10 protein-coding genes are annotated in these 12,891 nt (G+C 52.1%); 3 read left to right on the top strand and 7 right to left on the bottom strand.

The genetic code is table 11. The features are described from left to right. Positions 1 to 82: 82 nt before the first annotated feature. The 3 genes from Mcas_RS01135 to Mcas_RS18445 all read right to left on the bottom strand — a co-directional run bounded on the left by Mcas_RS01135 (position 83) and on the right by Mcas_RS18445 (position 4,701). Positions 83 to 1,888, bottom strand: a complete 1,806-nt coding sequence (locus Mcas_RS01135) for a BatD family protein (protein WP_162176218.1) — start codon at positions 1,886 to 1,888, stop codon at positions 83 to 85. Between the two features lie 402 nt (positions 1,889 to 2,290). Then, positions 2,291 to 4,252, bottom strand: coding sequence for an FG-GAP-like repeat-containing protein (locus Mcas_RS01130; RefSeq protein WP_156032985.1), 1,962 nt, complete (start codon positions 4,250 to 4,252; stop codon positions 2,291 to 2,293). A 26-nt stretch (positions 4,253 to 4,278) separates the two neighbouring features. Next, entirely contained in the window at positions 4,279 to 4,701 is a 423-nt protein-coding gene (locus Mcas_RS18445) for a tail fiber domain-containing protein (RefSeq protein WP_162176217.1), read from the bottom strand. A gap of 400 nt (positions 4,702 to 5,101) precedes the next feature. Here Mcas_RS18445 and Mcas_RS18440 point away from each other — a divergent pair, with 400 nt between their 5' ends. Next, positions 5,102 to 5,251 (top strand): hypothetical protein, encoded by a 150-nt coding sequence (locus tag Mcas_RS18440; RefSeq protein WP_162176216.1) that lies wholly within the window; start codon positions 5,102 to 5,104, stop codon positions 5,249 to 5,251. A 588-nt stretch (positions 5,252 to 5,839) separates the two neighbouring features. Here the strand turns inward: Mcas_RS18440 and Mcas_RS01115 are convergent. Genes Mcas_RS01115 through Mcas_RS01105 form a run of 3 tightly spaced genes read right to left on the bottom strand, consistent with a single transcriptional unit; the run spans position 5,840 to position 9,164 of the window. Continuing rightward, positions 5,840 to 6,946 (bottom strand): polysaccharide pyruvyl transferase family protein, encoded by a 1,107-nt coding sequence (locus tag Mcas_RS01115; protein ID WP_040333551.1) that lies wholly within the window; start codon positions 6,944 to 6,946, stop codon positions 5,840 to 5,842. Further along, entirely contained in the window at positions 6,943 to 8,352 is a 1,410-nt protein-coding gene (locus tag Mcas_RS16000) for an ABC transporter ATP-binding protein (protein WP_052566666.1), read from the bottom strand. The genes Mcas_RS01115 and Mcas_RS16000 overlap by 4 nt, the downstream gene beginning before the upstream one ends. After that, positions 8,349 to 9,164, bottom strand: coding sequence for an ABC transporter permease (locus Mcas_RS01105; RefSeq protein ID WP_040333550.1), 816 nt, complete (start codon positions 9,162 to 9,164; stop codon positions 8,349 to 8,351). Before Mcas_RS01105 ends, Mcas_RS16000 begins: the two co-directional genes overlap by 4 nt. A gap of 235 nt (positions 9,165 to 9,399) precedes the next feature. Between Mcas_RS01105 and Mcas_RS01100 the strand changes: the two genes are divergently transcribed. Next, positions 9,400 to 9,717 carry an AbrB/MazE/SpoVT family DNA-binding domain-containing protein gene (locus Mcas_RS01100; RefSeq protein WP_156032983.1) on the top strand — a complete coding sequence of 106 codons (318 nt, stop codon included), beginning with the start codon at positions 9,400 to 9,402 and terminating at the stop codon, positions 9,715 to 9,717. Positions 9,718 to 9,919: 202 nt separating this feature from the next. Here Mcas_RS01100 and Mcas_RS01095 read toward each other — a convergent pair whose 3' ends face one another. Continuing rightward, positions 9,920 to 12,280, bottom strand: a complete 2,361-nt coding sequence (locus Mcas_RS01095) for an FAD-dependent oxidoreductase (RefSeq protein WP_040333548.1) — start codon at positions 12,278 to 12,280, stop codon at positions 9,920 to 9,922. Positions 12,281 to 12,515: 235 nt separating this feature from the next. Between Mcas_RS01095 and Mcas_RS01090 the strand changes: the two genes are divergently transcribed. Next, complete coding sequence (locus tag Mcas_RS01090; protein ID WP_040333547.1) at positions 12,516 to 12,827, top strand: hypothetical protein; 312 nt, start codon at positions 12,516 to 12,518, stop codon at positions 12,825 to 12,827. Positions 12,828 to 12,891: the final 64 nt, after the last annotated feature.

Genomic DNA, 12,891 nt, shown 5'->3' with positions numbered 1-12,891 from the left:
GAACTGCATAAAAGGCTGGTTTATAAAAAAGTGCGAAAGTATAGAAGATGGATAATTATAGTCAAATACCTGATCATTAGCTTCATAACTTAGCCTTCTCTATCAGGAGCATAAGCCCCTCAAGCAGTTGAAACGTATCCTGCATCTTGTCCTTTTCAAGGCCGATCTGCGCAAACCGTGCCTTGTCACAGATACCCAGGATATCCCCAAGCATGGTAAGTATATCCTCCCTGACCCCCTTGCCGCGTAGTACTGTGACAAGGGTGTCGCTTGTCATTTCACCGCCACCGAGTTGGAACTTGTCGGTAAGGTACTCGCTCAACAGCCTGAAAACGCCATCATAGAACTCCACCGGCTTGCACTCATCCAGCAGCACCTTGAGCGCCTTGAGCGCAGCCCTGGCCTTCTTGGGTGCCTTTAGCCTCCTTGCATAACCCTCATCGCTCTGCAGGCGTTGACGCCTCCTGTAAACCACAAACACCGCAACGTACGCAAGTGCACCTATCACATACAGGAGCCAGTACAGAGGACTCTGGTAAAATCGTGGCTCGTTCTTTTTTCGCAGGGAGCCGTGGGAATCCTTGATAAAGGCCAGGTCCCTTCCGAGTGTTTCGTGCTGTTTTTGCTCCTTTGAGGGGGCATCGATGGCCTTTGCCCTGAGATCGGCCTCTGAACCTGTAACCTTCAGGGGCAGGGCAGCCCTTGTTATGGTGTGATAGGTCTGAGTGGCCGGATCAAAGTAGCTGAACCTGAACGGGCCAATTGAGTTGACCGAGTTCTTTGTCGGTATGACGGCCTGCTCAAAGACTTTTGAACCCTTGTTCTGCTTGATGTATGGGTCGTAGAGCTTTAGATTTTCGGTGTTTGAGATAGCCGGCATCGTCACCGTATTGAGGTTGCCCTTGCCCGTTACGGCCATTTTTACGGTCACGGGGTCGCCAACCTTTGCCTCCGGGGCAGAGAGGCCAACTTCGAGGTCAAAGCTGCCCACGGCGCCCTTGAAATCCGCCAGCTTGTTCTCTTGCGGCAGGGGGAGCACGCTGATGGTCAACGCCTCGGATTTGAGCGTGACGGGCTTGGCCGTGTTAAACATTCCGCTAAAGAAGTCGTCATCCCCAAAGAGGCGCGGCAGACCCTGCCTCGTCAGCACGGTACACTCCAGTGAGGCCGGTCCAAGCTTGAACTGCCCCGTAGAGGTTGCAAACATCGTCGTCTTAAACTCCATGACCTCGTGTTGTACTCCCCCGATGTTGACCCGCTGGGAGATGGGCTTGTCAAACTGACCGATGGAGATATTGACGTTTGACAGCTCCGGGAACTCGATGTCCCTTACACCGGCGTCCCGTGCAAAGAGCTTTACACTTACGGGGATGGCCTCGTTTATGTATACGGTGGTTTTTTCGGGCACCAGGGAGATAAATACCCGTTCAGTTTTCTTGTATGGTTTGGTGCCGTAGACCTCTTCCTGCGGGGATTTGGCGGGGGCGTTGGGTGTCTCCTGAAGGACGTTGATGTTTATAGCGTTTGACTTATAGGTGTTTCCCTGGTAGGTAACGGCCAGGGGGCCTATCGTAAAAGTCCCGGGTTTTAGTGGTCTTATGAGGTACTCGTGTGTGATGGATGACGTATGGCGGCCATTTGTTATGGCGATGCGTGTGGAGGGGCCTATGTAGTTGATCTCAAAACCGTCGAGGTACCGAAAGTGTGGCTCCGGCACGTCCCTGGTTCCCTGGAAGGTTAGCCTCAGGCGCGTGGCCTCACCCACGTGCAGCTCCTCCTTTTCAACCGAAATCCCAAAGGATACGTCCTCTGCCATTGCACTTGCACACATGAGCGATAACATCAAAACCACCGCCGTTGCGTTTTTGATAAAGGTCTCTCTTGTCATGTACTTATTATAGCAGATTTCGATTGGATTAAATACAAAACACATGGCATTTTTACGGCGCGTCAAGGGGAGGGGCGAGGCGCCCCGACCGGAAAGAAGTCCCCTTGACCCCATTTTATCATGCTTTTTTAAGAGCCGCCCTCCTTCTTTTCTTCTGTTGTTATAGCTACTATGGTTTCGCACTTTCTGGATTCCTGCTTACGCAGGAATGACATAGAACAGCCAAAATCGCCATTTACTGTCATTCCCGTGAAAACGGGAATCCATTTTCAAGAACTGCATAAAATGCTGGTTTATAAAAAAGTGCGAAAGTATAGATAGCTACTTATACTCTTCTGCTTAGTTGAAGGGGGAAGGACATACTCCTCCCCCCGATTGCTGCCTTTTTTACTTAGCCTGCCACTATTTAGCCTGCCATTCCGGGGGCATACCCATCACAACGTAACCCTTGTCGGATATAGCCACGCCGTCCATGAACCACGCATAGACGTCGCCATTGCCGGTGTTCTTCCAGAGGATGTCGGCCTTACCGTCGCCGTCGTAATCCGCTACGGCTATGATCTGCCAGACGTTGGGCAGCCCGTGACTCACAAGACCGCCGCCAACTATCTTGAACCCGTCCATCAGCCACATGGCAACGTCGCCAGAGGTGATGTCCTGCCAGAGCAGGTCGGCCTTGCCATCGCCATCGAAGTCAACGACCGCCTTTATCTGCCAACTGCCTGGGATACCACGCGACGAGTAATCCATCTTTGAGATCGTTGTGCCGTCCATCAGCCAGACAACGATGTCGCCATCGGTGTTTTGCCAGATGATGTCGGCCTTCTTGTTGCCATCGAGATCGGCCACGGCCCTGATCGTCCACTCCGGCCTCATCCCCTTGACGATAAAGCCGCCGCTCTTGATGTCCTTGCCATTCATCAACCACACGGCCACGTCGCCAGATTCGGTGTTCTGCCACAGGATGTCCGCCTTGCCGTCGCCATCGAAGTCGCCTGCCTTCTTGAACTCCCACTCCTTGGGCAGACCCTTCAGGGCATAATCGTGGGCCGATATCTGCGTGCCATTGAGGATGTACATGTAGACATCGCCCTTGTCCTTGTGCTGCCAGACTATGTCGTTCTTGCCGTCGCCGTTGAAGTCGGCGATTCCCTTGATGTCCCAGTCCGCCGTGATACCCTTGACGACGTAATCGCCGCCGGTCAGGCTGAACTTGTTCATCAGCCAGATGAAGACATCGCCGGATTGACTGCTACGCCAGATGACGTCGCTCTTGCCGTCGCCGTCAAAATCGTAGATCGGCGTTATGGGGACTGAAAACTCAACGCTGATGTCCTTGTCCGCTGTCATCGTGACCGTGCATTGGCTGCCTCCTGTAACTGTTGGATTGCAACCCGTCCAGCCCTTTACCGTTGAGCCTTGTGCGGGGGTGGCGGTGAGAATCACCTCGGTGCCAATAGCATACGACGTCAGACATGTCTTGCCGTCGCTGCTACAGTTGGGGGTGCCCTTGGATGGTGTTACGGTACCACTGCCGTTGCCAGTTATCTTGAGGGTGAGGGTCACAAAGCCTCCAGGGTCCTGCGTAACGGTAAACGTCTGTCCAGCTATGGTCAGCGTGCCGGTTCGTGAACTTGAGGTTGTGTTGGCGTCTACGGAATAGTACACCGAGCCGTTGCCGCTACCGGAGCTGCCGGAGGTTATAGTTATCCAGGTGTTGTTGCTTGTCGCAGTCCACGAGCAGGCGCTTGCTGCTGTGACGTTTACGCTGTCGGTTCCGCCGGAGCCTCCGATCTGCTTGCTCGTTGGTGTGATTGAGTAGGTGCAGATGCCTTGCGTCACAGTAAATGTCTGTCCGGCTATTGTTATTGTACCGGTGCGGGTGGTTGAACCCGTGTTTGCCGCAACGCTGTACGATACCACGCCGGAGCCGGTCACTGCGCTACCAGACGTTACGGTGATCCAGCCAACTCCGCTCGTTGCCGTCCATTGGCAGGTGTTTGTTGAGGCCTTTACCGTTACATCGCCGGTGCCGCCTGCGGCAAGGAAATCCTTGCTTGTTGGGGTGAGTGTGTAGGTACAGGTTGGGGTTTGAGTTGGTGTAGGAGTGGGCGTCGGGGTTGGGGTGGGTGTGAACGTGGGAGTAGGTGTTGATGTGGGAGTGGCCGTTGGAGCTGGTGTTGGCGTTGCTGTCGGTGTAGGCGTGGGTGTTGCTGTCACTGTAGGTGTTGGGGTGGGCGTTGGTGTTGCCGTTGGTGAAACGTCCCAATAGCCCGTATCCCATGTCATGCCATCCCACGTGCTGATCGCCCATACCGATGACGCCATCAGCAATATCATTAGTGTTAAGACAATTCTTCTCATTCTGTCGTCTCCTGTAAGAGCTGTTGCTAATGGGTTCTTTCTTTAAGTGCCCTGACCTCTTCCTTGAGTTCCACTATGGTCTTCTGCTGCTCTTGGAGTTCTGCGATGGTCTTCTGCTGTTCCTGGACGACCTTGGTCAGGAGCGCTACCACGTCCATTGTGCTCAGACCCTTGCGATCCTTTGAGGCCACGAGATCGGGGACGTCCTCGGCGATGAAGCCGATGTGTTGTTCGTCGTTGGTCTTGTATTTGAAGGAGACCGGCTCGAGTTTGTTAAACGCCAGCATTGCGTCCTCGGATGTGAGGCTCTGGATGTCCTTCTTGTACTCGCGGCTTGACGCGTTCGTCCATACTCCGCCGGTGGTTACGTAGGCACCAGAGGCCATATGCAGGGGGTAGGTGGGGGTTTGTGTGCCGATGCCGATTTGACCTGTGCCTTTGATAACCATTACAGGATTTTTTGAGGAAATATTTAGATTATCAGCACCGACAGTTGACCCTAAATCTGTAAAAAATCCAATACTGTTTAATGGGTCATCAGTACCTATAATCGCCATATCCTTGCCATCTAATGTGTCATTTGAGTATCCTAAATATAACAAGCCTGATCCAGGTGTATGCATTGCAATACCTGCTCTTCCGTCAGTAAAACCTGCGTTTATGGTTAACCCATCAACATAGTTATAGTTTGGAGAGTAATGTATCTTAGGTTCAAGAACCATTCTACCACCTACTACATGAAGCAAAGTGAAAGGACTACTTGTCCCAATGCCTACATTTCCACCGCCATAATACAAATTACTCCCCGACTTATCCCAGCACCGATCCCCCAGGTAGGTGAAGTTTGCATTGACCTCACTGGACTTGGCGACCGTCCCCGACGTGAAGACGTTTGGCACCGAACCCGCGTATGCCGACAACGTCAGAAACAGCAGCGCAATGATTACCACGTTTGCCCCAACTACATTCTTTAAACCCTTGCTCTTAAACCTCATCTAAGTACCTCCGAACTGCTTTGATTTTACACGCAAAATGCGTGAGCGCCCTTTGATCGTTACTCTAGTTGATGAAAAAGGCCAAACAAGATAAAACAATGACGTTGATACACGGTTATCCAACCGGACGCAAAAATATCGGGAAAAAGAAAAAAAGCTGGGGTATTAAGTCTTAAGGTTGCTGAAGGTGCGTTAGAGAGAGAGAGAGAGAGAGAGAGCAAGAACGGCGCCAAAATTGGGATATCCCGGCATATCAGGCGCCGTTTTATACCTATGGCACATTAAAAAATTTGCTTTGCTAATGTCCTTTAAACTTATCATGGCCTTATCCTAAAACAAGTGTTTCAGAAAAGTCAATAGCAAAAAAAACAATGGGCGCATAAATTTTTTCTTGCTGTAAAAAATCCTGTGATGATAATGTATAGCACGATTCAAAAAGAAAGAAAGGGGCGGCTCCGCTTCTTTTTCGCTCCAGGACGCTCCTGGCCCCTTCAGAACCCCCCGCAAGGGGAGGGGTGAGCCACCCCGGGCACGAAGAAGTCCCCTTGACCCCATTTTACCATGCTTTTTTTAATAGCTTATCTATTACGTTTTATTTAATAAAATGGTCATTGAGTTTACTGCGTTGACGCATTATGTCAATTACAGCAGCCTGTTTGGTCATTGATGCCTCGTTGCGGCATAGCGATTGACGTATGTTGCCTGCAAGTACCTCCGCTGTAACAGACTCCGGTATACCGAGGCTTATTGTACCGATATCGTCAGACAACTCCTGCAGCTTCTCCCCCCTGATGACAGACAACGGGTAAGCACCGGCCAGGAAGCTCAATAGCGTGAAATGATACCGCCACGAAACTGTTACATCACAAAAGGACAGTAGGGCTATCATTTGCTGAGGCGTAAAGTATGTATTGGGCACCAAAATTGGCCTTGACTTCATGCGGGATGCAACCGAAAGGGCTGCCGCTTTATCATAAGCCTGTTCATCACGGACCTCGTTGCACAGAAACGCCGTCTGTATTGCGTCTGCCTGTGCCAGGTTGTCCAGTGCCTGTGCAAACTGTGTCTTTATGACGTCGTTGTCATGCCAACGCTCGTTGACCATGTTAACGCCAACCAATGGAGTGCCCATTGTCCACCCCATCCGCTGCCAGCAGCGTTGCGCCCAATCCCTGTCAACACCCTCAAGCGGGGTCAACCAGGCCAGGTCGGCTGCCACCAAGGTACACTCCCTTGCAACACCAAGCCCTGCTATATTGTCCCTGCTCCGTGTACTGCGTAGCGTCCATGATGCTATATTCAAATAGCCATCAGTGAAGAGCTCCCTGCCCTCGTGAGATTTTATGAGGTCTGCCCCCACTGCCACGGCATGACAGGGCACTGACAATGTGTGGCAGCGTTTGTACTTTTGCCCCAATATCCTCAGCGGCCAGTCCGTTCCCTGCATTTCGCTGACTATCGTGGCCCCAATTATAAGTACGACATCGGCCGATTTATATAGCTTGTTGCACGTTGCCTCATCCCTGTAGTTGACAAACCTTAACCCGGCAGGGAACTGTCTGAGCGCCGGCTCATCCTTGTCCCAGACCTCTATGGTGGTTCCCTCCGGCAGCGGATGTATGGACAGAAACCCCTGCATCATTGCCTCGTCGCCGATGTTTCCGGCGCCAAGCCCTGAAAATGCTACGTGTATCCTCACAGGCTCAACACCGTTGGGTTCATCTCAGGCATCGGTGCACTGCCATGTTGAAAGTGACGTTGCCCACGATGTCCCACCTCAAGGGGCATCATTGTCATGCCGTGAAATGGCAACTCATTGGTTTCGTCAAATGTCACGATGACGGGACCCAGACCATCTAACCTGTCATGGTGGCAGACGCCCGACTCCGATGGCTCTGACGCCCCGATACCAAAGGTGTAGTACCCCGGCTTTACGGTAAAGGTCAGCCTCAGACGCACTACCAGGCTATCACCGGCAGACATGTCCGGCAACCTGTGTCCAACCTGTCTGGCACCGCCGGCAAAGACGAAATTGCCAAGCCGGTCAAACAACGTAACCGCCACATTGGGGTCAACTATCGCCTCGTTTGCCCTGACCAGGACGTGAAAATCCAGATACCGCATCAGCTCGACGGCCAGCGTATCCAGGCCGGCCTCATTGGTCACACGCAGGGCAAGAAACAACATCCCGCCGGCTCCGTGTCTGACAACCCTGCCACCATTATCAACGACGGATATATCGTCAAGAACGTTATGTGCCAAGATATCTTCGGGCGTCATCAATGCCCCGATACGGGAGGATGCCTCCGACTCCGGCGGCGTAACAAGGGCAGTGCTGACATGCGTCTTCTTTACGTTGAGAGATGCGGCATATTTATTGATGGCCTCTACTGCCGGACCAATGAAGTCAACCTCTCCGCTTTTTAATATCACGGCCCTGTCGCACAGAAATCGTACCGCCTCCATGTCGTGGGAGACAAACAGGCACGTTGTGCCCTCGTCTATTATCCGACGTATGGCCCTGAAGCACTTCTGCTGGAAGAAGATGTCACCCACACTCAGGGCCTCGTCAACGACCAGGATGTCCGGCCTCGTAACCACCGCACAGGCAAAGGCAAGGCGCACGTACATCCCCGTAGAGTATATCTTCATTGGCTGGTCTATGAACTGCCCGATGTCGGCAAACTCCACAATAGAGGGCAACAGGGCGTCCATCTCCTGCCTGGAGTAACCCATCAGGGCGCCGTTTACGTAGACGTTTGATCTGCCAGTGAATTCCGGATTAAAGGCGGCCCCCAGCTCCAGAAGTGCCGAAATTCGGCCATGTTTGATCACCACTCCGGAGGTCATACTCAGTATGCCGCAGATGATCTGCAACAGCGTGCTCTTGCCACAGCCGTTGCTGCCCAGGATGCCCACTGCCTCGGCGCGGTTTACGTCAAATGTTACGTTATTCAGCGCCCAGAACTCCCGGTGACAGATGCGTTTGTTGAGACTTAACAGCTCTTTTAGCCTGTCGCGGGCATTTGCGTATATCCTGTACTTTTTGCTCAGACCTATGACAGAGATCGCCTTTTGGTTTTGCACGAGGGTATCGGCGTTCACAGCATCTCCGCAAAGTCCCGCTTGAGGTACTTAAACACGATGCCTCCAACGATACAGATGACAACGCTCAACACCCCCAGGTATAGTAATCCGCCATAAAATCCCTCCGGCGGTATCTGCACCCCCAGCATGGAAACCCGGTATCCCTCTGCGATGTGATACAGGGGGTTTATCCTCAGAAGCGGCTGCAATCCCACGGGAATATTGGACGGCTCATACACAATGGGGGTGTAGAAAAACCACAGACCAATTACCACGTTGAGCACCTGTCCGACGTCTCTGACATAGACGTAGGCCGCAGAGAGACACCACCCCAGTCCGACGGTAAAGAGACTCAAAAGCACCACATACACAGGCAGATACCAGAGCATGTACGGCAGTCTCCTGTCTGTTACCAGTATCAGCAACATTACTACGATAAACATGATCCCGTGTTTTACCAGGTTGGCCAGCAGGTTGCTCAACAATAAAAGCTCCGCCGGAAAGACGCTCTTTGTGATAAGCGTTTTGTTTTCGATCAGTATGTGCAGGGAGCGCTGTATGGTCTCAGAAAAGAAGAACCACGGCAGGATGCCACTGAGCAGCCACAATAAAAAATTGCCGGTTCCTGCACCTTGCCCCAGTTTGGCCTTCAACACGTATGAAAAGACAAACGTGTACGTAGCCACCGTTGCAACGGGATGCAGGATGGCCCAGGAAGAGCCGATGAGCGAATCGGCATAGCGACTTTTCAGCTCACGCACCACCAGACATTTTATCATGTGTCTGTTTGTTACGAGTTTATCCGCAAAGCGGTTTATCCAGCCAATCATTTTGTATAGAATATAAACCTATTCCCCGTCTGTTGTCAAGGAGACTCCTGCAGCCTGCAGGAGGTGCCTTTACGAGCTGCTTTATCAAATCCTTACCCTTCACAATTTATATTGAACACTATAATTTAGTGTATTTTCAAGTAAAGTTGGTTCATAAATAACAGTACCCTTGCCTTTCAAAGCTCAACTTATGTACAATAATAATCATGTATACGATAACTGTAGGAAAATGACTATGAATAAGGAAAACGCAACATTAAGTAAGGTTAACAGAAACTTTCAGATTACCTTGCCGACTGAGTTTCGTAAGCGTTTCAATATACAGGAAGGTGATTTTCTTGAGGTAGTTGAAAACGAAGAAGGGGTCATAGTTCGTCCTGTGGAGATAGCAATCAGGAGGAAACAGGTCGTTGAAAAACTCCACGAGATTTATGATGAAATCTCTGAGAACCCTTATGCCAATCTATCAGAAGAGCAAGTTATGGCGATCGTCAACGAACAAATTAAACAAGCCAGGGAAGAAAAAAAGAAAGATATTACAAACCATGCATAGTCAATAGTGGAAATGATATATCGTAGATTTCGATTTGATTAACTACAAAACACACGGCATTTTTATGGGGTCAAGGGGACTTCTTCGTGGCCGGGGCGCCTCGCCCCTCCCCTTGCGGGGGGTTCTGAAGGGGGGCGGAGGGGGTGGGGCACCCCTGCCACAAACCACCCCTTTCTTTCTTTTCTTATAATTCAGCCTGTATCTACATATTCTCAACCATTTCCCAGATACCGCACGGACACACACCGGCACAGAAACCGCATCCGATACAGCTCTTGTCATCCACCACGTACTCGTAGCCACCGCTGTCGGGTTCCCTACGGCTAATGGCACCCTGATAGCATACGGCCTCACACATGTGACAGTCCCTGCACACGGCACAGGACATGCACCGGTTTGATTCACCCTTAAAGGTAAAGGTATCATCCTTGCACTGCTCGTAGTAGGCTTCCTTGATCCTGGCATAGGGGATGGGCAACTTCGACTGTGGTCTGTAGTAGGAGCGTCCGGCCAGGAGGGTGTTTATTGCATCTGCGGCCTTGATGCCATGCCCGATGGCGTGGGTGACCAGTCCCAGGCGTGTGGCATCACCGATGGCGTAGACCTTTGAGTCGCTTGTAAAGCCTGCCTCATCGGACTGTATCCAGCCGTTTTTGTCCACCTGTACGCCCGGAGGCAGGAAATCGGTTACGGGCGTGTCTCCAACGCTGACAATAACCACGTCGGCATCGATGGATGATTCATTGCCCTCTTTATCACTAACGTAGAGCTTTCCTTCGTCCTTTGCGTACCTCTGAGTGAACTTGGGCCACACGACCTTTGTCCCCAGTGCCACGGCGATCTCCAGTTCCTTGCCAAATGCCGCAGGCCTCTGGACGTCAATGGCCGTGACCTCTTTAGCGCCACAGGCATAGGCAGAGGCGGCTACGTCCATTCCCACGTTGCCGGCACCGATGACCACCACGCTCTTGCCCTTGAGGTCGGGACGACATGTTGGCTCTGGTGAGTTCATGTTTATCGCCTTGAGGAAATCGTAGGCGTTTATGGTGTCTTCCACTCCGGGCATGTTTAACTTGCGCGGTCTGTGTGCCCCACAGGCCACAACTACTATATCGTGTGTGTCATGTATCTCTTTAAACTTACCGGCATCCACCCTGGAGTTCAGGGTCACGTTGATCCCGACAGACTTAAACCGTTCCAGCTCGTGTGTGAGGATTTCATGCGGGAGTCTCTCCCTGGGGATGCACAGCTCGACCTTGCCACCGAGTTTGTCTTCGGCCTCGTATAGGTCTACGTCGTGTCCCTTGAGTGCCAACTGCCAGGCCGCCGAAAGGCCGCCGGGACCGCCGCCGATTACCACCACACGTTTGCCGGTCTTTGGTGCGGCAACCGGAGCCTTGACGTCAAAGCTGACCCTGCCAAGTCCCTTGATGTTCAGAGGTCTGTCGAGGTGTTTTCTCGTGCAGGCATCCATGCAGGGGTTGGGACAGATTTCGCCACAGACCGTTGCGGGCAACGGCGAGTACTGAAGAATCAGCTCCAGGGCCTCGTGCAACTTATCTGCCCTGATCAACGCCGTGCGTTTCTGTGTCGGTATCCCGCTTGGGCAGTACGCCTGGCACGGCGGGGCATACTTTTTGTTGTTCCACAGTGGTTTGTTGCGCCTGTCTGCGCCGCTTGTCACGTAGGGCAGGACGGTCAGCGGATGACTAAGATGTGGGGCGAATATGCCACCCTGTCCCACGCCCTTGTCCCAGACGTCCTTGCGGAAGTCGGCGATGGTCATCTTAAACGGTCGTTTTTTTGAGCGTTCAGCGGCGGTATATGGCAGGAGTTTTCTCCAATCGCCCTTTGAGGCGGTGAGTTCGTCGAGGTAGTTGACTCTGTCGATTGCCTCCAGGTATGGTCTCATGCGCTCCGTCAGCCACTGCCAGTCCTGGTCGGTAAGTTCGAGGAGTCTGACGTCCGACTCGCTGTAGCCCGCAATGGGGCCACGGAAATAGACCACACCACCAACCATTCCAACGCATGGTCGATAGCCGAGTATGTTCTTTGGGTTGCGTGGATTGACCCCACACACCACGGCAATCCCTCCGGCCTTGAACTCGGCAAAGGTATCACCCACGTCCCTGAAGTACCAGGACTCCGGCGGATCAAACTTGGGGTTGTGCTTTGTCATGGTGTCGCACCGTGCCCCCCCGCTGCCCTGAACGTAGAGTCGTCCTTGAGCGGCGGCATTGTGAGCGCCGTTTGTGACATCGCCCAGGACGGTTATGTTTGCCCCGCAGTTGAGCCATCCAACGTCGTCGGAGGCGTTTCCTGCAACGAATATCTCCGTGCCGAACATCCCCATGCTGCCGAGCCTCTGCCCGGCCTGTCCCTCGACCCTGAACCTGACGGTCTCGCCCCGGGGCCATATGCGCCCTCCGATGGCGTGTTGGCCGTCCGCTATGACCTCGATGTCGCGCGCCCCGGCCCTGACCGCTTCCTGTATCCGAGTCTCAAGCACCCTCGATGAGACCCGCTGTGAATCCTTCGTACCGTGTATTACTACTTTATTCATATACTTAAATTCCTTTTACATATCAGTGGCTTTTACAATAAACAGTTTGGCCTTCTACTATAATAAATTGTCATCATTTTGTCAAATTGCCAGTCCACATCCACAAAATTGTTTCATATAAAAATTTATGCACCTACCCGTTTTTTTCTGTTGTTTTAACTTGACCGCTTTGGTTATAATACCTACCTGAATGTTGAGACAATACAGGTGAAATATATTTTTTGGGAGGTATTTAATGGCTGCAGAGGCAGAGAAGATTGTTGTAAGCGTAGAGGCCAAGTTTAAAAGACAGGTGGACACGTTCCTTGAAAAAAGACGCAGGGATATCTCAGAGGTACTCGGTTCTGTTGGCAAAGGTGACTATGACTCTATCAAGATGCTTGGTAGTGGAATGAAGAAGATGTCCGAGGGGTTTGGCATGGAGGCCCTGTCACAGCTAGGGCAGGCACTGGAGACGGCTGCCGCTTTGAAGGATTCGGGCAGGATAAAGACTGTCGCAGCGGAACTGACAGACTATCTCAACCGTCTGTCGGTAGAGTTCGTCTAACATCAAGGGTGCCGAAAGGGTGTTGTGTGGTTACGTTCTGTCAATTGGGGGGTGTAGCAGGTAG

The sequence above is a fragment of the Candidatus Magnetobacterium casense genome, assembly GCF_000714715.1.
Taxonomy (GTDB): Bacteria; Nitrospirota; Thermodesulfovibrionia; order Thermodesulfovibrionales; family Magnetobacteriaceae; genus Magnetobacterium; species Magnetobacterium casense.
The sequence above is the reverse complement of the archived record's forward strand: the minus strand, read 5'-3'. Positions and strand labels throughout refer to the sequence as shown.